Source organism: Ruegeria sp. A3M17 (genome assembly GCF_003318255.1).
GTDB lineage: Bacteria > Pseudomonadota > Alphaproteobacteria > Rhodobacterales > Rhodobacteraceae > Ruegeria.
This window is the reverse complement of record NZ_QOCF01000014.1, coordinates 302479-321075: the sequence shown is the minus strand read 5'-3', so window position 1 is coordinate 321075 and position 18597 is coordinate 302479. Positions and strand designations below refer to the sequence as shown.

Annotated in this window: 21 protein-coding genes; 11 read left to right on the top strand and 10 right to left on the bottom strand. The window is 58.2% G+C overall.

Annotated features, from left to right (window positions below):
• Window positions 1-58 precede the first annotated feature (58 nt).
• On the top strand, window positions 59-940 hold the full coding sequence (bla, locus tag DS906_RS08985; protein ID WP_113789842.1) for a class A beta-lactamase: 882 nt from the start codon (window positions 59-61) through the stop codon (window positions 938-940).
• Here bla and DS906_RS08980 read toward each other — a convergent pair.
• The gene (locus tag DS906_RS08980; protein WP_113789841.1) at window positions 937-1611 is read right to left on the bottom strand and encodes a DUF2161 domain-containing phosphodiesterase; all 675 of its coding nucleotides are present in this window, start codon (window positions 1609-1611) and stop codon (window positions 937-939) included. The two genes, bla and DS906_RS08980, sit on opposite strands and share 4 nt — an antisense overlap.
• Window positions 1612-1717: 106 nt before the next feature.
• On the opposite strand from DS906_RS08980, the gene DS906_RS08975 reads away from it, so the two are divergent.
• From DS906_RS08975 to DS906_RS08940, 8 genes are all read left to right on the top strand, one after another.
• Window positions 1718-2707, top strand: a complete 990-nt coding sequence (locus tag DS906_RS08975; RefSeq protein ID WP_233494738.1) for a TraB/GumN family protein — start codon at window positions 1718-1720, stop codon at window positions 2705-2707.
• A gap of 106 nt (window positions 2708-2813) precedes the next feature.
• The gene (locus DS906_RS08970; RefSeq protein WP_113789840.1) at window positions 2814-3734 is read left to right on the top strand and encodes a manganese-dependent inorganic pyrophosphatase; all 921 of its coding nucleotides are present in this window, start codon (window positions 2814-2816) and stop codon (window positions 3732-3734) included.
• A 134-nt stretch (window positions 3735-3868) separates the two neighbouring features.
• Complete coding sequence (locus DS906_RS08965; RefSeq protein ID WP_113789839.1) at window positions 3869-4939, top strand: DUF389 domain-containing protein; 1071 nt, start codon at window positions 3869-3871, stop codon at window positions 4937-4939.
• Between the two features lie 109 nt (window positions 4940-5048).
• Entirely contained in the window at window positions 5049-5924 is an 876-nt protein-coding gene (locus DS906_RS08960; protein WP_113789838.1) for an HAD family hydrolase, read from the top strand.
• Between the two features lie 100 nt (window positions 5925-6024).
• Entirely contained in the window at window positions 6025-6468 is a 444-nt protein-coding gene (locus DS906_RS08955; RefSeq protein ID WP_074736482.1) for a MaoC family dehydratase, read from the top strand.
• A 170-nt stretch (window positions 6469-6638) separates the two neighbouring features.
• Window positions 6639-7571, top strand: a complete 933-nt coding sequence (locus DS906_RS08950) for a bifunctional riboflavin kinase/FAD synthetase (protein ID WP_113789837.1) — start codon at window positions 6639-6641, stop codon at window positions 7569-7571.
• Complete coding sequence (locus DS906_RS08945) at window positions 7568-8041, top strand: YcgN family cysteine cluster protein (protein ID WP_113789836.1); 474 nt, start codon at window positions 7568-7570, stop codon at window positions 8039-8041. The genes DS906_RS08950 and DS906_RS08945 overlap by 4 nt, the downstream gene beginning before the upstream one ends.
• Window positions 8041-9075, top strand: a complete 1035-nt coding sequence (locus DS906_RS08940; protein ID WP_113789835.1) for a low specificity L-threonine aldolase — start codon at window positions 8041-8043, stop codon at window positions 9073-9075. The genes DS906_RS08945 and DS906_RS08940 overlap by 1 nt, the downstream gene beginning before the upstream one ends.
• 39 nt (window positions 9076-9114) lie before the next feature.
• Here DS906_RS08940 and DS906_RS08935 read toward each other — a convergent pair whose 3' ends face one another.
• Both DS906_RS08935 and DS906_RS08930 read right to left on the bottom strand, forming a co-directional pair.
• Entirely contained in the window at window positions 9115-9927 is an 813-nt protein-coding gene (locus tag DS906_RS08935) for an alpha/beta fold hydrolase (protein ID WP_113789834.1), read from the bottom strand.
• A complete protein-coding gene (locus DS906_RS08930) occupies window positions 9924-10526 on the bottom strand; it encodes a 2-hydroxychromene-2-carboxylate isomerase (protein WP_113789833.1) in 603 nt (200 codons plus the stop codon). Before DS906_RS08930 ends, DS906_RS08935 begins: the two co-directional genes overlap by 4 nt.
• A 107-nt stretch (window positions 10527-10633) precedes the next feature.
• On the opposite strand from DS906_RS08930, the gene DS906_RS08925 reads away from it, so the two are divergent.
• The gene (locus DS906_RS08925; protein WP_058275513.1) at window positions 10634-11653 is read left to right on the top strand and encodes a ribose-phosphate pyrophosphokinase; all 1020 of its coding nucleotides are present in this window, start codon (window positions 10634-10636) and stop codon (window positions 11651-11653) included.
• Window positions 11654-11713: 60 nt separating this feature from the next.
• Window positions 11714-12163, top strand: coding sequence for a ribose 5-phosphate isomerase B (gene rpiB / locus DS906_RS08920; RefSeq protein ID WP_113789832.1), 450 nt, complete (start codon window positions 11714-11716; stop codon window positions 12161-12163).
• A 57-nt stretch (window positions 12164-12220) separates the two neighbouring features.
• On the opposite strand, the gene DS906_RS08915 is transcribed toward rpiB, so the two are convergent.
• The 7 genes from DS906_RS08915 to DS906_RS08885 all read right to left on the bottom strand — a co-directional run bounded on the left by DS906_RS08915 (window position 12221) and on the right by DS906_RS08885 (window position 18592).
• Complete coding sequence (locus DS906_RS08915) at window positions 12221-12571, bottom strand: H-type lectin domain-containing protein (RefSeq protein ID WP_113789831.1); 351 nt, start codon at window positions 12569-12571, stop codon at window positions 12221-12223.
• Window positions 12572-12687: 116 nt separating this feature from the next.
• Window positions 12688-13098 carry a F0F1 ATP synthase subunit epsilon gene (locus DS906_RS08910; protein ID WP_113789830.1) on the bottom strand — a complete coding sequence of 137 codons (411 nt, stop codon included), beginning with the start codon at window positions 13096-13098 and terminating at the stop codon, window positions 12688-12690.
• A 12-nt stretch (window positions 13099-13110) separates the two neighbouring features.
• Window positions 13111-14535 carry a F0F1 ATP synthase subunit beta gene (gene atpD / locus DS906_RS08905; RefSeq protein ID WP_113789829.1) on the bottom strand — a complete coding sequence of 475 codons (1425 nt, stop codon included), beginning with the start codon at window positions 14533-14535 and terminating at the stop codon, window positions 13111-13113.
• A 20-nt stretch (window positions 14536-14555) separates the two neighbouring features.
• Window positions 14556-15431, bottom strand: a complete 876-nt coding sequence (locus DS906_RS08900; protein ID WP_113789828.1) for a F0F1 ATP synthase subunit gamma — start codon at window positions 15429-15431, stop codon at window positions 14556-14558.
• A 15-nt stretch (window positions 15432-15446) separates the two neighbouring features.
• Window positions 15447-16985 (bottom strand): F0F1 ATP synthase subunit alpha, encoded by a 1539-nt coding sequence (gene atpA / locus DS906_RS08895; RefSeq protein WP_113789827.1) that lies wholly within the window; start codon window positions 16983-16985, stop codon window positions 15447-15449.
• Window positions 16986-17546 carry a F0F1 ATP synthase subunit delta gene (locus tag DS906_RS08890; protein WP_108859262.1) on the bottom strand — a complete coding sequence of 187 codons (561 nt, stop codon included), beginning with the start codon at window positions 17544-17546 and terminating at the stop codon, window positions 16986-16988.
• A 311-nt stretch (window positions 17547-17857) separates the two neighbouring features.
• A complete protein-coding gene (locus DS906_RS08885; protein WP_058275506.1) occupies window positions 17858-18592 on the bottom strand; it encodes a class I SAM-dependent methyltransferase in 735 nt (244 codons plus the stop codon).
• Window positions 18593-18597: the final 5 nt, after the last annotated feature.

Below are 18597 nucleotides of genomic sequence, written 5' to 3'. Positions count from 1 at the left end.
TACACGGCACCCTAGCTAACTAAGGTGATGGCGACCACATTTGACGAAGGCAGATTCGATGCGTGGGCTCCGGAAAATCGCGACTATCTTGTTGTTTTTAATTACTATCGCTGTTGGTTTAGCCACATCAGCACAGGCGCAAACCCTTACCGAAACGGTCCAGAGGTGGGAGCGCCGTCTTGATGCCCGGATCGGGCTGCTCCTTTATGATCCCAGCAACGAATGGGAGGTTTCATACCGCGCCGATGAGCTGTTTCCGATGTCCAGCACGTTCAAACCGCTCTTGTGCGGCGCCGTGCTGGCAGAGGTGGATGCAGGTACGGAAAGCCTGTCAGATCACGTCACGTACCAGTCAACGGACCTGGTAGATTACTCTCCAGTCACCAGCAAACATGTTGAGACCGGTATGACTGTCGGAGCGCTATGCGAAGCAACGATGACGATCAGCGACAATGCTGCGGCCAATCTGCTGTTGCGCCATCTGGATGGGCCTGCCGGACTGACCGAGTTTCTTCGAACAAACGGCGACGACATCACCCGCCTGGATCGATGGGAGACGGCCCTGAATGAAGCCACTCCTGGCGATCCGCGCGATACCACAACGCCTCGGGCAATACTGGCGACGCTGGACCGGTTGTTATTTGGCCGGGCGCTCTCACCTGCATCCTCCACTCAGCTCAGGCAATGGATGATAGACGATCAAGTGGCCGACGGGCTTATCCGCGCGCAAGTGCCTGACGGGTGGACGATCGGGGACAAGACCGGTGCCGGAGGCCACGGCAGCCGTGCGATCGTTGCCTTTCTGCAGACACCCGGGCCACGCACCTATCTGGCCGCCATCTATCTGACCGAAAGCGATGCGCCACTTCCTGAACGCAACGCCGTCCTTTCAGATATTGGCCGCGCCATGATTGCCGAAATCGCCGCACGGCCTGACTAGTTCGCATCTTCCCAGCTATAGGCCCAGTGCTTCAACCCTTCGGCCCCCGTAGCCGACAGCGCATAGACCCCTTTCTGGACCTTGTCGAACCACCCGTAGTGATTGTCCCGCATCAGGCGCGTGGCTTCGGCGACGCCGGTGGATTGGGCAACTTCGGCCCCTTTTGTCGCTCCGCATTCGGCCAGATGGGCTGCACATTTCAGCGCGTCCTGACGATAGGCCGTCACGATCCCGTGCCGGGTGGCCCCGCCTGCGTTGGGATCACCTTCAAGCCGGTCAAATTCACGCAAAAGACGAGCCGCTTTTGCCTTGTTTTTACGTGGCGCATACGGGCCCGGGTCACATTGCACCTCGACCGCACCGTCAGCACGTACAGTGATCAGACCAAGACCAAGCCTGCGGCACAGCGCCAAATTGTCCTTTAACGCACGCCGCGCGGTTCGCCCCTTGGGTTTGCACACACCGATATAGACCTGGTCAGTCACCCTTAACCGCGTGATTGCCTGATGAAACAGCGCCAATGAGAACCGCAGCTTCAGCTCAACAATCACCGGCTCATCGCCATCTCGAACAGCGACGATATCGGCAGCGCCGACTTCGCCTTTGACGGTATAGCCCTGACGCTCGAACAGCGCCTTGATCGGCGGGTATAGATCCTGCTCGCGGTCCATTCCGCCATGCTATGCAAATTTGCCGCGAACGCCAGCCATCACCTGCATCTGGCTTGAATACATTGCTGCGCAAAGGCAATGTCGCGGTCACACTGAAGATTCCGAGATGATCCTTATGCGCTTGTTTGCACCGCTGCTTTTACTATTCCTGCCCGCCGCCGTACAGGCCGCATGCGAAGGGAATGATCTGAGGCCGGGACTGAGCCCTGCGGTAAAATCCGAACTGCAACAGGCAGTGGCCGATATCCCGTTTCCCGAAGGTAATCACTGGATCGCGTCCAAGGGCGACACGATCCTGCACCTTGTTGGTACGTTGCATGCCAATGACCCACGCATGGACGCAGTGGTCGAACGGTTAACGCCGGCCCTCAGCGATGCGGACGCGTTTTATTTCGAGGTAACGCAGGAAGAAATGGACGCATTCGAACAAGACCTGGCCAAGGACATGAGCCCGGTGATGATCTCCTCGGGACCCAGCCTGATTGACCTGATGTCCGAGGAGGACTGGTCTGCCCTGTCTGACGGGCTATCCGAACGCGGTATCCCCGGTTGGATGGCAGCCAAAATGCGTCCCTGGTTTCTAAGCATGATGCTGGGCATCCCCCCGTGCATGATGCAGGACCCCAGTGCGAGCCACGGGATGGACGCCCGTCTGGATCAACTGGCTGACGAGTTGGGCATCCCCAAACGCTCGCTTGAGAAGGTTGCCGATCTTATGAGTATGTTCGACAGCCACCCCATCGAAAAGCAGGTCCAGTCCCTTGTGCGGATGGCCGGTGCCATGGGCGGCAGCGAGGATCAACTGGTCACGATGGCTAATGCATATCTGGAAGAGAAACATGTTGAAATCATCCAGCTCGCCCGCCTGCAGGGTTTGGAAGACTCGGGCCTGCCGCCCGAGGTGTTCGACGAGGAATGGGACGAATTCGAACAAAAACTTCTGGTAGAGCGCAACAGCAACTGGGTGCAGAAAATTCTGAACATTCAGAACCAAACTGTCGTGATCGCGGTCGGTGCCGGACATCTTGGGGGCGACTACGGGCTGCTGAACCAATTGCAACAGGCCGGGTACACCCTGACCCGCGCCCCGTTCTGACCCACCTCGATTTCAGACCAACCGTCGCAGCGTAAACACTGTCGGGTGACAACCCCGGCGGACCGCCCTATAAGGCGCGCAAAATGATCATCCTCAGGACGCTGACATGACAACGCTCGTATTTGGACATAAATCCCCCGACACCGACTCCACAGGCTCACCTATCCTGTGGTCATGGTACCTGAACGAAATCAAAGGCGAACAGGCTGAACCCGTTCTGCTGGGCGAACCCAACACCGAAGCGGCATTCCTACTGCAGCGCTGGGACCTGCCCAAGCCACGCATCATCGAGGACGTGGCCGAGGGCGCGCCGGTTGTCATCGTGGACACCAACAACCCGGCCGAGCTGCCAGCCAGCGTAAACAGCGCCGACATTCGCGCAATCATCGACCACCACAAGCTGGTTGGTGGACTGGAAACCAAAGGCCCGATCGACATCACCGTGCGCCCGCTGGCCTGCACGGCGACCATCATGATGGACCTGATCGGTGACGACGCCGCCAAGATGCCTGACGCCATCAAGGCCGCGGCGCTGACCTGCATCCTTTCGGATACGCTGGAATTCCGCTCTCCCACCACCACCGCACATGACCGCGCAGTGGCCGAGAAACTGGCCGCTGATCTGGGACTGGACGTCCCGACCTATGCCGCCGAAATGTTCGCGGCCAAATCGGATGTATCGTCTTTCTCAGACGCCGAACTGATCCGCATGGACAGCAAGGAATATGAGGTCGACGGCACCAAGTTCCGCGTTTCAGTTCTGGAAACCACTGCACCGGGCGTCGTTCTGGACCGCAAGGCCAGCCTGGCGGGTTCGATGGCTGACGTAGCCAAGGAAGACGGCGTTGATCAGGTTCTGCTGTTCGTGGTCGATATCCTGAACGAAGAGGCCACTCTGCTGGTGCCCAACGATCTGGTCAAAGGTGTCGCAGAAAAGAGCTTTGGCGCAAGCGTGGACGGCGATGCCGTGGTCCTGCCCGGCATCATGAGCCGCAAAAAGCAGATCATCCCGAACCTCAAGGTTTGACGCTGACAAACATCCCAACCGAAAGGCGCCCCACCCGGGCGCCTTTTTTCTTTGCTACTAATGTTTTGCGCGAATGGCATCCGTTGGTAGTCTGACATCAATAGCCAGACAGCGAATTGGGTCAGACAACGTTCATGAGTTCCCGCAAGTTCAGCACCACACGCGACATCCTGAGATTTGAGGGCAAGGACAAACCTGCCTATTGGCGGCGGTTTGCCATGCTTCTGACCTTATCCGTGGTGATTGCCACGATGGGCATGCTGCGAGATTCCGGTGCGGTGGTCATTGCCGCAATGCTTGTTGCGCCATTGATGACCCCAATCCTTGGGGTTGCGGCGGCGATGGTGATGGGATGGCTGGGTCGCGCGTTCAAACTGGCTTTGATTGTCTGCGGCGCCGCAGTGATCAGCGTCTTACTGGCGTGGCTTCTTGTCTATGTCGCAGACGTCCCGCGCGGCATTCTGATCCCCGATCAGGTTATGGCCAGAACGGATCCGGGCACCGAGGATCTGATCGTTGCACTGGCCGCCGGGGTGGCCGCTGCTTATGTACAGATCAACCGGTCTGAGGTCAGCTTGCTTCCCGGTGCAGCCATCGGCGTGTCATTGGTGCCGCCCCTGTCTGCTTCGGGTGTGTTGCTGTATTTCGACGAGCCCGCCGAGGCCTATGAGGCTGGCCTGCTGTTTGCCACCAACCTTGGCGCGATCATCCTGTCGGCCTGCGCGGTCTATATCGTATACGCGGCACGCGCGGTGGTTTTCAGCAAGGGTCGGCGCAAGCTGAACTTCACCGCAAGCGTGGTGGTGACACTGGCATTCCTGGCCTTCGTTGTCCTTCAACTGGGAAAGTCGACCTATAACCGTTACCTCGAAACCCGGACCGAAGCGCAGTTGGCGCAAACGATCCGGGACTGGGCCGATCCGGTGTCGGTCGAGATCATCCGCGTGGACGTGAATGCCAAACGCAAACACGCCGATATTTGGCTGATCGTGGACCTTCCGATTGAAGCCGCTTACAAAGTATCCTCGATCGCCGGTTTGCTGCCCGAGACCCTGCGTGACACGCCTTTGGTCGACGTACTTCAGAAAGAACTGGGGCCGGGTTATCTGGTCGTAGTGCGTTTCCAGAACAGGATCGGCGCACAGATCATATTGGGCACCGAAAACGTCCAACAAGCGCCCGATGTCGAAGAAATCGTCGAATGACACGATCAGACACACCGTGTTCGACCCGCAATTGGTATTGCGGGATGGCCAAGAGGTGAAAGCTTTGCCATAGCTGTCACAACTCAGAATTTCAGATCCCGAGGCTCCCATGACCCAGATCATCCACACGCTTTCCGAGATTTCAGGCCGCTACAAGGCACTGTTCGTTGACCTGTGGGGATGCGTTCACAACGGCATTACTGCCTATCCCGAGGCGGTCGCAGCCTTGCAAAACTACCGGGCGCAAGGCGGGATCGTTGTGCTGGTCACCAACTCACCCAAACCGCGTGCTGGCGTGGCTGAGCAGCTTGGGCAGTTCAATGTCCCCGCAGATGCCTATGACACCATCGCCACCAGCGGGGACTCGGCGCGGTCCGCCATGTTCCGCGGTGCAGTCGGGGAGAAAGTCTACTTCATGGGGGAATGGGAACGCGACGCAGGTTTCTTTGAGCCGCTGAAACTGCTGCACCACCCGATCCACATCGAACGTGTCCCGCTGGATGAGGCCGAAGGCATCGTCTGCTGCGGGCCGTTCGACCCAATGGCGGATCCGGCGGTCAATCGCGCCGATTTCCTCTATGCAAAGCAGAAAGGCATGAAGCTGCTCTGCGCCAACCCCGACATCGTTGTTGACCGGGGCGAGATACGCGAATGGTGCGCCGGGGCGTTGGCAAAACTGTATACCGAGATGGGAGGCGAGAGCCTGTATTTCGGAAAGCCCCACCCGCCGATCTATGATCTAGCGCGGCGCAGGCTGCAGGAACTGGGTCACGACGTCCCGGATGGCGACATTCTGGTGATCGGCGACGGCCCGCATACGGACATTCTGGGCGGCATGGGCGAAGGGATTGATTCTCTGTTCATCTCGGGTGGCTTGGCCGCAGCGGAAACAAAAACTGAGCATCATCCGCACCATGACTCCTTAAGTGATTATATTGCAAAGGAAAACATCAATCCGACCTACACAATCGGTCGATTGAGATAGTCAGAAAAGACTTGATTTTCTGCAGCTGCGAAGTAATAAAGTTGCCAAACCGGGGCGACTTGAGATGTTTTGTTTCCCATTGAACTCGAGTGAGGGCGACATGTTGGATAATCTTCCACGCGGCACGATCTGTATTGAAGACATCGAGATGGGCATGAGCCGCCACCTCCGCAAAGTGGTGACGGACGAAGATATCGAGATGTTCGCGCAGGTTTCAACGGACCGAAACCCCGTTCACCTGGACGACGACTATGCCCGCGACACGATCTTCGAAGGTCGTATCGCCCACGGCATGTTGACGGCGGGCCTGATCTCGGCCGTGATCGGCGAGCAGCTGCCGGGCCACGGCACGGTCTATATGGGTCAGTCTCTCAAATTCCTGGCTCCGGTGCGCCCCGGCGATATGGTCTATGCCGAGGTCAAGGTGATCGACATCGACTTTGCCAAGCGTCGCGTGAAGCTGGATTGTCACTGTGCAGTCGATGGCAAAAAGGTGCTGGTGGGTGAAGCCATGGTTTTGGCCCCTTCGCGCAAGTTCGACTAAGGCAACAGGGCCCCAACACAGACGAAGGGCGCCGGATACGGCGCCTTTTTTTTTGCGCAACCTTCGACCAGCAATCTTATTGGCGCAGATTGATATCCCTGCCTGCACTGCCAGGCATTTGTACCAATCAGGTGCTTGAACCCGGTCTCCAGTCCCGCTAGGCAAGCTGCATGCAGATCATCCGTGATTTCCAGTTTGTCGAGCCAGAAGACCGCGGTGCCAGTGTGGCAATCGGGAACTTTGATGGCGTGCATGTGGGCCATCAGTCGGTGATTGAGTTGGCCTGCAATGTGGCCCCCGGCGCACCATTGGGTGTGCTGACGTTCGAGCCACATCCGCGCGAGTATTTTGCGCCCGACGCCCCACCCTTTCGTCTGATGCGTGGGAACGCGCGTGCGCATAGGCTGGAAAAGCTGGGCGTGCAAAAACTATACGAGTTGCCGTTCAACGCGGCGCTTGCGGGGCTGACTCCGGAAGAATTTGCCCGAAACGTGATTTGTGACGGCCTTGGCCTGTCACACGTGGTGGTCGGCGCGGATTTCTGTTTCGGCAAAGGGCGCAGTGGCACCGCCGAAGACATGGCCCGGTTCGGGCAAGAGATGGGGTTTGGCGTTACCATTGCACCGCTGATGGAACGGTCTGACGATGTGGTATCCTCGACCGGGATCCGCACCGCGCTGACCGATGGCCGCCCCCGCGACGCCGCGGCAATGCTGGGCCATTGGCACCGCGTCGAGGGCGAAGTGATCGGCGGTGAACAACGCGGGCGCGAGCTTGGGTTCCCTACCGCGAATATGTCCATCGAAGGGTTGCACCCACCAAAGTTTGGCGTCTATGCGGTGCTGGTCGATGTGCTCGACGGACCTCATCAGGGCAGCTATCACGGCGCATCCTCTGTCGGCGTACGGCCTATGTTCAACGGAGAGGTTCCGAATATCGAGACCTTCCTGTTCGATTTCTCAGGCGATCTGTACGGTTCGACCCTGTCCGTCGGCCTGGTTGAATACCTGCGCCCCGAGATGAAGTTTGACGGGCTGGATGCCCTGATCGCGCAGATGGATGCCGATTGTGACAAGGCGCGCATCCTGCTGGCCGCGCTATGACCACCGATCCGATCGACCGCAAAGGCCTTGGCCCACGGTTCTGGGAACGCAAACCGCTAACCAAGATGAACCAGCGCGAATGGGAAGCCTTGTGCGACGGCTGCGGCAAATGCTGCCTTAACAAGCTTGAGGATGAGGACACCGGCGAGGTTGCCCTGACCTGCGTCGCCTGCCGTCTGCTGGACGATGAGACCTGCCGCTGCACGCAATACGACATCCGCCATCAATTCGTCCCGGAATGTATCGTGATGACGCCCAACAACATCGACGATCACGCCTATTGGCTGCCCCAGACCTGCGCCTATCGGCTGCTGTGGGAAGGGAAACCACTTTATGACTGGCATCCCCTGATATCAGGTACACCGGACAGCGTGCACGCCGCCGGCATGTCAGTTCAGGGGCGCACAGTGTCCGAATTCGAAACCCCCTTGGAAGAGTGGGAAGACTATATCATTGAGGAACCCAGCTGATGTATTTCGCCTCTGACAATTCCGGTCCGGTTCACCCACAGGTCATGGCCGCATTGAACGAAGCCAATCAGGGCTATCAAATGGCCTATGGCGCGGACACCCTGATGAACGAAGTGCGCGATCGTATTCGCGGAATCTTCGAAGCGCCGGGCGCGGCGGTCTACCTGGTGGCTACCGGGACAGCCGCGAATTCGCTGGCTCTGGCGACGCTCTCAAACCCATGGGAAACCGTGTTCTGTTCCCCCGTCGCGCATATCCACGAGGATGAATGCAACGCGCCCGAGTTCTATAGCGGCGCAAAGCTGACATTGGTGCCGGGCGGCGACAAGATGGAGCCCGCAGCGCTGCGGCGCTCGATTTTGGCCGAAGAAACACGTGGCGTGCACGGCCCCCAGCGTGGGCCCGTGTCGATAACTCAGGTGACAGAGCGTGGCTCGGTTTATTCACTGGCCGAATTGCAGGCGCTGTGCAGTATCGCCAATGAATACGACCTGCCAGTTCATCTGGATGGTGCCCGGTTTACCAACGCGTTGGTCGCACTCAATTGCTCGCCCGCTGAGATGACGTGGAAAGCGGGCGTCGATGCGGTCAGCTTTGGCGGCACCAAGAACGGGTTGATGGGTGTCGAAGCGGTAGTTTTCTTTGACGAATCCAAGGCCTGGGAATTCGAACTGCGGCGCAAGCGTGGTGCGCATCTGTTCTCCAAGCATCGTTACTTGTCCGCCCAGATGGCCGCATATCTGAAGGATGATCTGTGGCTGCAGATGGCGCGACAAGCCAACGCTAACTGCGCACATCTGGCCGATGGTCTACGCGCCAAAGGCGCAACCTTCCTGCATGAGCCGCAAGCCAACATGATCTTTGCGCAGTTTTCGCGCGCACGGCACAAGCAGTTGCACCAAGCGGGCGCAGTTTATCACCTATGGGGCGCAGAGCTGGATGGTACGGATGACGACGAGATCCTGGCCTGTCGACTGGTCTGCGACTGGTCGATCAACTCAAATGATATCGACCGGTTCATCGGCTTGTTGTGAGTTCAGGGATTTGGGGCGTCATCCTGTCCACAACATGGTTCAGGATAGACCACCCCAGAACTTTCGAATGGTGGCAGCCGTCTGATCCGGGTGAGTGATTGGGACCATGTGGTCAGCACCCGAAACAACGCCCGTTCTGGCATTGGGAAGCCGCCGGGCAAGACCTTCTCCGATCGCGGGCATGACGGGGTGCGTCTCAGACCCGCTCAGGATCAGAACCGGCATGGATGCGCGGTCCAGAACACCTGGCTTCAACATCCCCTTCTGATCAAGGAACAAAGCGTCATCAACGGCGGGCACAACGTGAATACCGCGGATCATTCCCGCGCGGGTTCGCTCTGGCAATTCGGGCCATCGTGGGCCATCCTGCGCGCCCCACATCCGGTTGAACAAACGGGCGGCTTGCTCCAAATTTCCGGCCGCGAGCGCATCAGAGACAGGTTTCGCCTCTTCATCATGTTGCCGCACCAATTCGGGCGTGTCCTGAATCGCAACCGCAAAGAACACAGGCTCGATCAGGACAGCACTGCGGACCAGGTCCGGAAACTCGACAGCCAGCCGAAGGGCAAGCATCCCGCCAAAGGAATGCCCGATCACGTCCATCGGTTCGGTCAGGTGCGCGGCCGACAGTTGGGTCACTAGGTCAAAGAAATCCCCGTGCCCGTCCCAATCTGCACTGCGGCCATGGGACGGCATGTCGGGGGCCGTAAATGACGCTTCGCCCCCTAGTTCCGCCGACAGCCCCGACCACGCCCCGGAATGCGCGATTGTGCAGTGCAGGGCGAGCACCTCGCGCGCGCCCTGCCCCAACGTTCTGACAAAGATGTTGTCTGCCAGGGGGGTGTCCCTCACCCCTTCAGTTCCGACAAATGGCGGTCCAGATCATCCAGCCGGTCCTGCCCCCAGAACCGCTGATCGTCTTCGGTGATGTAAAACGGCGCGCCAAATACGCCGCGATCCACGGCCTCTTCCAGATTGGCGGCATAAGTTTCCGCGCCCACCAGAAGGCCGCTATCCGCCAGCCCCGGATCAAAACCGGCCTCCGTCAGGCAATCGCGGATCACATCATCCTGCGCGATGTCTTTCTCCTCGGCCCAACAGGCCCGCACGAAGGAATGCGCAAGTTTTCCGACATCGCCTGACGCATCCTTGATCGCCGCGATGATCGCATAGGACGATGGCGCCGCATTGGTTGGCCAATGCGCGGGTTGCAGATTGAACTCCATCCCAAGTTGCTTGGACTGTCGCTGTAGTTCCTGCGCCCGATATTCGATCCGCGAAATATGGCGGTCCTTGGGTGGAGTGCCCCCCGTGCGCCCAAACAGGGCGACAATATCCAGCGGTTTGTAATTGATCGTCGCGCCATGTTTCGCCGCGACCTCTTCCAACCGCATACCCGCCAGGTAGGTATAGGGCGAGAGTGTCGCAAAATAGTAGTCAATCTGGGTCATCTGCACTTTCTCCGCTGCGTTATCTTTGCTGGACGTTAGACCCGTGCTAAGCGGTGTCAACATCACGAATCTGTCACATTGCCATTGCTGCCCGGGGACCTCAGCCGATGCCGACACTCAACGAACCCAAGCTTATCGCTGGGAACGCCAACCTTCCTCTTGCCGAATCCATCTCGCGACGCATGAGCCTGTATCGCGGCGTCGATCAAAATCTGGTCGATGCGCGGGTCGAGCGCTTCAATGACGGCGAGATTTTCGTCGAAGTGTTCGAAAACGTGCGCGGCGAGGACATGTTCATTGTCCAACCGACATCGAACCCGGCGAATGACAACCTGATGGAGCTGCTGATTATCGCTGACGCGCTGCGTCGGTCTTCCGCACAGCGTATCACCGCCGTGATCCCCTACTTTGGCTATGCCCGTCAGGACCGCCGCACCAAGGCACGGACGCCGATCAGCGCCAAGCTGGTGGCCAACATGCTGACCGGTGCCGGGATCGAGCGGATCCTGACCATGGACCTGCACGCAGCACAGATTCAGGGGTTCTTCGACATGCCTGTCGACAACCTTTATGCATCGCCGATTTTTGCGCTGGATGTGAAACACCAGTTCCAAGACAATCTGGACGAGCTTATGGTCGTATCGCCTGACGTTGGCGGCGTGGCCCGCGCGCGCGAGCTTGCCAAGCGTATCAACGCCCCCCTGTCGATCGTGGACAAACGCCGCGAAAAGGCGGGCGAAGTGGCCGAGATGACAGTGATTGGTGACGTCAAAGACAAGATATGCCTTATCGTTGACGACATGTGCGACACTGCCGGTACGTTGTGCAAGGCGGCTCAGGTCCTGTTGGATAACGGCGCGAAAGAAGTACACTCCTACATCACCCACGGTGTCATGAGCGGCCCGGCGGTCGAACGTGTGACCAATTCGGTGATGAAATCTCTGGTGCTGACCGACACGATCCAGCCTACCAAAGAGATCACCAACGCCAAGAACATCCGCATCGTGCCAACCGCGCCTATTTTCACGCAGGCGATCCTGAACATTTGGAACGGAACAAGCGTGTCTTCGTTGTTCGAGGACAAGACTCTGACGCCGATCTACGAGTCGATGTATCACATGGACTGACCAAGTTGGGTGGCGTAACAGCCGCCCTTTTTTGTCAACACAGCAAGACAGGACGTACCCGTGACAGCCTCAAAACGCATTGTTCTTTCCAGCGACCACGCGGCCATCGAGCTGCGTCAGGCGGTCGCCGACCACATCGCAGCGCAAGGCTGGGAGGTCGTCGATATCGGTCCCAAGACTCCCGAAAGCACGCACTACCCTATCCACGGAAAAGCCGCAGCTCAGGCTGTTGCTGCTGGTGATTGCCAACTTGGGATCGTCCTGTGTGGTACAGGTCAGGGCATCATGATGGCGGCCAACAAGGTTCCGGGCATTCGCTGTGGCGTGTGTTCTGACGCTTTCTCGGCCCGCATGATCCGCGCGCACAACAACGCCAACATGCTGTCGATTGGCGCGCGTGTCGTGGGCGAAGGTCAGGCCCTTGATATCGTGGATGCATTCCTCGGCACCGAGTTTGAAGGTGGCCGCCACGCAACTCGTGTGGACATGATCGAGGCACAAGGCGACTAAACTGCCTTACCTATCCAGAGATCACACATTGGGCCCACTGACAGGGGGCCTGTTGCGTTAAGAGATATTCCAATCGTCGTCATGGGCCACCTCTCCGATGGCGGTCCATGTGACCCTTATCCGAGCGATCCGTGTATCCGACCATGTGCGGAAAACGGCGCTAAAGCCCTCTGGCGTGATGTCTTCGGCCGTGACTTCGGCGCGCAGAGCGGAAGATGTGTCCACATCCCATAAAGAGACACCGATCTGAACCACTGGATTGGATCGGAACGGTTGCTTGAACGTAACGCTCGATCGCCGCTGGCGGGGTCCTTCGCCCGTCCACATTTCGCCACCATCGGCGAATTCGGAAAAAATAACTGCCTCGCCTTGGTCAATACCAATTGGATGGGTTCGAAACGTCTTCATTGATTTGTCTTTATCTATGTAATTCCGGACCTTAACCCGTCGCATTGATAAAATCACGATAAAAAAACGGCCCCGTGTTTACGGGGCCGCTTCTAACTGTCGGAATGCGATGAGCCTTACAGGCTCATATGCGTTCCAAGGGCTTCCATGTCGGCCAGCAGTTTGGCAGCGTCATCGACAATTGTCTGATCATCGCCTGCCTTGGCCGCGTCGTGCGAAGCACGCGCCTCGGCGACCAGATCGTCCAGATGCGACCGTGTCACTTCGGCGACCGGAATGGCCTTTTCGGCCAGAACCGACAGGCCATCGCCATTGATCTGAGCAAACCCGCCGGTGACCAGATATTCACTGGACCCTTCGGGTGCCTCGACCTTCAGGATGCCCGGGCGCAGCGTGGTGATGGTGGGGGCATGATCAGGCATTGCCGTCATGTCCCCATCCGCGCCGGGAAGCTGGACCGCGGTCGCGCTGAGCGAAGCAAGGCTTCGCTCGGGGCTGACGAGGTCGAATTGCATCGTGTTTGCCATCAGGTGTGCTCCTTAGGCGGCTTCTGCGGCCATCTTTTCCGCTTTGGCGATCACGTCTTCGATGCCGCCAACCATCAGGAAGGCTGCCTCGGGCAGGTGATCGTATTCGCCGGCCACAACGGCCTTGAACGACGCGATGGTGACATCCAGAGGAACCTGAACACCCGGCGAGCCGGTGAAGACCTGGGCCACGTCGAACGGCTGCGACATGAAGCGTTCGATCTTACGGGCACGAGCCACGGTCAGTTTGTCCTCTTCCGACAGTTCGTCCATGCCGAGGATGGCGATGATGTCCTGCAGCGATTTATAGCGCTGAAGGATCTGCTGAACCTCGGTCGCAACCGCATAGTGCTCTTCACCAACGATGGCCGGGTCGAGCAAACGCGAGGTCGAGTCGAGCGGGTCAACAGCCGGGTAGATACCCTTTTCCGAAATCGCACGGTTCAGAACCGTGGTCGCGTCCAAGTGAGCGAACGATGTGGCGGGCGCAGGGTCGGTCAAGTCATCCGCAGGCACGTACACGGCCTGAACCGAAGTGATCGAGCCCGACTTGGTCGAAGTAATACGCTCCTGCATCGCGCCCATATCGGTCGCCAGCGTTGGCTGATAACCCACAGCCGAAGGAATACGACCCAACAGAGCGGACACTTCGGAACCAGCCTGCGTAAAGCGGAAGATGTTGTCGACAAAGAACAGAACGTCGGTACCGGTCGCATCGCGGAACTGTTCCGCAAGGGTCAGACCCGACAGAGCGATCCGCATACGCGCACCCGGAGGCTCGTTCATCTGGCCGTAGACCAGCGCAATTTTCGAATCTTCCAGTTTTTCAGGAACGATAACACCGGATTCGATCATCTCGTGATAAAGGTCGTTACCTTCACGGGTCCGCTCGCCAACACCCGCGAACACGGACACACCCGAGTGCACTTTGGCGATGTTGTTGATCAGTTCCATAATCAGAACGGTTTTACCCACACCGGCGCCGCCGAACAGGCCGATCTTACCGCCTTTGGCGTAAGGCGCCAGCAGGTCAACGACCTTAATGCCGGTGACCAGAACTTCGGATTCAGTCGCCTGATCCGAAAAATCCGGTGCTTCTTGGTGGATAGCGCGGGTTTCAGTAGTTTCCACCGGACCCTTTTCGTCGATGGGCTCACCCACAACGTTCAGGATACGGCCCAGTGTCGCGTTACCGACTGGTACTGCGATCGGTGCGCCAGTGTCGGTTACGGCTTCGCCACGAACCAGACCTTCGGTCGCATCCATCGCAATGGTACGGACAGTGTTTTCGCCCAGATGCTGTGCAACCTCCAGAACCAGCTTCTTGCCGTTGTTGGTGGTTTCCAGCGCGTTCAGAATTTCAGGCAGCTGATCTTCGAAGTGCACGTCGACGACGGCCCCGATGATCTGTGTGACTTTGCCTTTTGCATTCGCCATGTTTCGTCTCCGGTTTGTCTCTACAGCGCTTCGGCGCCGGAAATAATTTCAATCAGCTCGTTGGTGATCACGGCCTGACGCGAGCGGTTGTATTGGATCGTCAACTTGTCGATCATCTCACCCGCGTTGCGTGTCGCGTTGTCCATAGCGGACATCCGTGCACCCTGTTCCGAGGCTCCGTTTTCGAGCAGAGCCGAGAAGATCGCGGTCGCGACCCCCTTGGGCAGCAGATTGGCCAGAATGGCCTCTTCGCTGGGCTCGTAATCGAAGACGGCGTCGCTGTCGTCACGCTCTGTGTCTTCAAACGAAGCAGGGATGACCTGCTGCGCCGTCGGGATCTGGGTCACAACATTCACGAACTTCGAGTAGAAGATCGTTGCAACGTCGAACTCACCCCCGTCGAAGCGGGACATGACGTCCTTCGCGATGTCTTGTGCGTTGGTATAACCCAGACGCTTGACCTCGCTCAGGTCGACATGTCCAACGAACAGATCGCCAAGATCACGCTTGAGCGCGTCGCGACCTTTCTTGCCGACGGTCAGAACCTTAACCGTCTTGCCTTTCAGGCGCAGCTCTTCCGCTTTGACACGGGCCAGCTTGGCAATGCTCGAGTTGAAGCCGCCGCAGAGACCGCGTTCGGCCGTCAGTACAACCAGCAGATGGACATCATCACTGCCCGTACCACGGAGCAGCTTGGGGGCGCTGTCGCTGCCCCCGACCGATGCCGCCAGCCCCGCCATCACGGCATTGAACCGTTCAGCATAGGGACGCGAGGCTTCGGCAGATTCCTGGGCGCGGCGCAATTTTGCAGCCGCGACCATCTGCATGGCCTTGGTGATCTTGCGGGTCGATTTGACCGACTCGATCCTGTTTTTTAGATCCTTAAGATTTGGCATGTGCCCGCCTCTCCCTTAAGCGAAGGTTGCGGCGTATTCGTCCAGCGCAGCCTTGATCTTGTCGGAAGCGTCGCCCTTGATCTTGGGATCTTCGTCGGTGATCCACTGAAGCAGGTCGGCGTGCTTGCCGCGCAGGTGCGCCAGCAGGCCAGCTTCGTAACGGCCAACATCAGAAACGTCGATCTTGTCGAGATAACCGTTGGTGCCGGCGAAGATGACGCAGACGATTTCCGCGTTTGTCAGCGGCGAGTACTGCGGCTGTTTCATCAGCTCGGTCAGACGCGCACCACGGTTCAGCAGCTGCTGGGTCGCGGCGTCAAGGTCGGAACCAAACTGCGCAAACGCAGCCATTTCGCGGTACTGAGCCAGTTCCAGCTTAACCGGACCGGCAACCGACTTCATCGAGTTGGTCTGAGCCGAAGAGCCCACACGCGAAACCGACAGACCGGTGTTCACAGCAGGACGGATGCCTTGATAGAACAGTTCGGTTTCCAGGAAGATCTGGCCGTCGGTGATCGAAATCACGTTGGTTGGAATAAACGCCGAAACGTCGCCACCCTGAGTTTCGATAACCGGCAGAGCGGTCAGCGAACCAGCACCGAAGTCTTCGTTCAGCTTTGCCGAACGCTCCAACAGGCGGGAGTGGAGATAGAAAACGTCGCCAGGATAAGCTTCACGTCCGGGCGGACGACGCAGCAGCAGCGACATCTGACGATAAGACACAGCCTGTTTCGACAGGTCATCATAGATGATCAGTGCGTGGCGGCCGTTGTCGCGGAAGAATTCGGCCATTGCGGTTGCAGCATAGGGCGCCAGGAACTGCATCGGCGCCGGGTCGGACGCGGTTGCGGCCACAACGATTGAGTAGTCAATCGCACCGGACTCTTCCAGTTTCTTCACCAGCTGCGCAACGGTCGAACGCTTTTGACCGATGGCAACGTAAACGCAGTACAGCTTTTTCGACTCGTCGTCGCCAGCGGCTTCGTTATAGACTTTCTGGTTCAGGATCGCGTCCAGAGCCACGGCAGTTTTACCGGTCTGACGGTCACCAATGATCAGCTCACGCTGGCCACGACCAATCGGGATCATCGCGTCAACCGATTTCAGGCCGGTTGCCATCGGCTCGTGAACCGACTTACGCGGGATGATGCCCGGTGCTTTGACGTCAGCAACGCCACGCTCGGTGGATTCGATGGGGCCTTTGCCGTCCAGCGGGTTGCCCAGACCGTCAACAACACGACCCAGCAGACCGTTACCAATCGGAACGTCCACGATCGAGTTGGTGCGCTTGACGATGTCACCTTCTTTGATGTCACGGTCGGAACCGAAGATAACAACACCAACGTTGTCGCTTTCCAGGTTCAGCGCCATGCCCATGATGCCGCCGGGGAATTCGACCATCTCACCCGCTTGCACATTGTCCAGACCGTATACGCGGGCAATCCCGTCACCGACGCTCAGCACGCGACCGATTTCGGCCACTTCGGCTTCCTGACCAAAATTCTTGATCTGGTCCTTCAGGATTGCAGAAATCTCTGCAGCTTGGATTCCCATTTATCCGACCTCTTTCATTGCATTCTGTAGGGAGTTGAGCTTCGAACGGATCGAGCTATCGATCATCTTCGAGCCCACTTTAACGACAAGACCGCCAATGAGGCTTTCATCAACGGTCGCATTTATTGTCACGGTCTTGCCCACACGCTCGGACAGCGTCTTGGACAGTTTTTCCAGTTGTGTCTTGGTCAGCGCCTTGGCCGACGCGACATCGGCAGTCACTTCGCCACGCTCGTCTGCCAGCATGTCGCGCAGAACCTGCACCAACTCCGGAACGACGAACAGCCGGCGCTTCTGCGCCATCAGAGCCAGCGTGTTACGCATGATGGCGTGCAGACCCATTTTGTCAGCGATTGCGATAATGGCGCCTTCTTGTTCGGCACGCGAAACCAGAGGCGATGCGATCAGGTCGCGCAGTTCGGCGCTTTCGCCCAATGCTGCTGCCAGATCGTTGATTCCGGTTTCCAGACCTGCGAGGTCATTATTCTCTTTGGCGATCTCAAAGATCGCGGTGGCATAGCGCTTGGCGATGCCTGTGGAAATCGAAGCTGGTTCGGACACGTCCACCCTTCCGATATTTTGGGCCCCGAATTCGCGTTGCGGCAGCTACCCCGGGGGCGTGAAGAAACCCCGGCCAGACGGTCGGGGATCAAAATCACCGGGGATGTAGCAGAGCCGAACCCAGCTAGCAATATATTATCACGGCAACAGGTTTATCCACAAAATGTTCAATTTCAATAACTTAAGAAGGGTGCGACCCTTTTATCCGGCTTACGCGAGCGAAAAATGTTACGAAAGTGTCGGTTTTTGCGATTCCTGTGTCCTTTTTCCCTCAATTTTTGCGAATTGAAGAGGGAAAACGACCGGGCTGCTCAGGCTGGTTTCAGAAGGCCATCAAGCGCCTTTATCGGACGTCGTTCGGCATCCTTTGCGACACTGCCACTGGGCGGTCGGATGTGTTTTGTCACCTCAACCATCAGCACTCCGCCCGCCATGACTGTTGGCAGCCTTTGGCCAGTCTTTTCGATCAGGCTCGCCGACTTTAGCCAGAAACGGCGGAATGACGGCGGCAGATACAGGGCCGAGCAATGGCTTTCCGGGATGAAGTGATGCGCCTTGAGCTGACTTTCCAGCTGCGAAGCTGTGTACGGCCGACCAAAGCCAAACGGGGTCTTGTCCGTCCGCGACCACAAACCCGCTCGGTTTGGCACAACAAAGAATGCGCGCCCCCCTGGCCCCAGCACCCGCCAGCACTCACTCAGCAATTGGCTGGGTCGCTGCGAGGTCTCAAGCCCGTGCATCACAATCAGCTTGTCGACATGGCCTGTTTCGATGGGCCACAAGGTTTCTTCGGTCAGAACCGAAACATTGGGCATTCCGGCCGGCCAAGGCATGACGCCTTGCGGCCCCGGCATCAGGCCGATGACGCGGCGGGCGTCCGCAAGATAAGGGCGCAGCAATGGGACCGCGAAGCCAAATCCGGCAACCGTTTGCCCCTTGGCCTCGGGCCATTGCTCGATCAGTCGCCCACGGATCGCCGCTTGCGCGGCACGCCCCAGAGTGCTGCGATAGTAGAAGTTCCTCAAATCCTGCACATCAAGATGCATTGCAG

Excerpts from the sequence above, each read along its gene's own strand:
- DS906_RS08980 (WP_113789841.1), bottom strand. The coding sequence starts at position 1,611 with ATGGACCGCGAGCAGGATCTATACCCGCCGATCAAGGCGCTGTTCGAG.
- atpD (WP_113789829.1), bottom strand. The coding sequence starts at position 14,535 with ATGGCGAATGCAAAAGGCAAAGTCACACAGATCATCGGGGCCGTCGTC.
- DS906_RS08900 (WP_113789828.1), bottom strand. The coding sequence starts at position 15,431 with ATGCCAAATCTTAAGGATCTAAAAAACAGGATCGAGTCGGTCAAATCG.
- DS906_RS08945 (WP_113789836.1), top strand. The coding sequence starts at position 7,568 with ATGACCACCGATCCGATCGACCGCAAAGGCCTTGGCCCACGGTTCTGG.
- DS906_RS08965 (WP_113789839.1), top strand. The coding sequence starts at position 3,869 with ATGAGTTCCCGCAAGTTCAGCACCACACGCGACATCCTGAGATTTGAG.
- atpA (WP_113789827.1), bottom strand. The coding sequence starts at position 16,985 with ATGGGAATCCAAGCTGCAGAGATTTCTGCAATCCTGAAGGACCAGATC.
- DS906_RS08960 (WP_113789838.1), top strand. The coding sequence starts at position 5,049 with ATGACCCAGATCATCCACACGCTTTCCGAGATTTCAGGCCGCTACAAG.
- DS906_RS08930 (WP_113789833.1), bottom strand. The coding sequence starts at position 10,526 with ATGACCCAGATTGACTACTATTTTGCGACACTCTCGCCCTATACCTAC.
- bla (WP_113789842.1), top strand. The coding sequence starts at position 59 with ATGCGTGGGCTCCGGAAAATCGCGACTATCTTGTTGTTTTTAATTACT.
- DS906_RS08955 (WP_074736482.1), top strand. The coding sequence starts at position 6,025 with ATGTTGGATAATCTTCCACGCGGCACGATCTGTATTGAAGACATCGAG.
- DS906_RS08915 (WP_113789831.1), bottom strand. The coding sequence starts at position 12,571 with ATGAAGACGTTTCGAACCCATCCAATTGGTATTGACCAAGGCGAGGCA.
- DS906_RS08970 (WP_113789840.1), top strand. The coding sequence starts at position 2,814 with ATGACAACGCTCGTATTTGGACATAAATCCCCCGACACCGACTCCACA.
- DS906_RS08940 (WP_113789835.1), top strand. The coding sequence starts at position 8,041 with ATGTATTTCGCCTCTGACAATTCCGGTCCGGTTCACCCACAGGTCATG.
- DS906_RS08925 (WP_058275513.1), top strand. The coding sequence starts at position 10,634 with ATGCCGACACTCAACGAACCCAAGCTTATCGCTGGGAACGCCAACCTT.
- DS906_RS08950 (WP_113789837.1), top strand. The coding sequence starts at position 6,639 with ATGCAGATCATCCGTGATTTCCAGTTTGTCGAGCCAGAAGACCGCGGT.
- DS906_RS08910 (WP_113789830.1), bottom strand. The coding sequence starts at position 13,098 with ATGGCAAACACGATGCAATTCGACCTCGTCAGCCCCGAGCGAAGCCTT.
- DS906_RS08975 (WP_233494738.1), top strand. The coding sequence starts at position 1,718 with ATGATCCTTATGCGCTTGTTTGCACCGCTGCTTTTACTATTCCTGCCC.
- DS906_RS08885 (WP_058275506.1), bottom strand. The coding sequence starts at position 18,592 with ATGCATCTTGATGTGCAGGATTTGAGGAACTTCTACTATCGCAGCACT.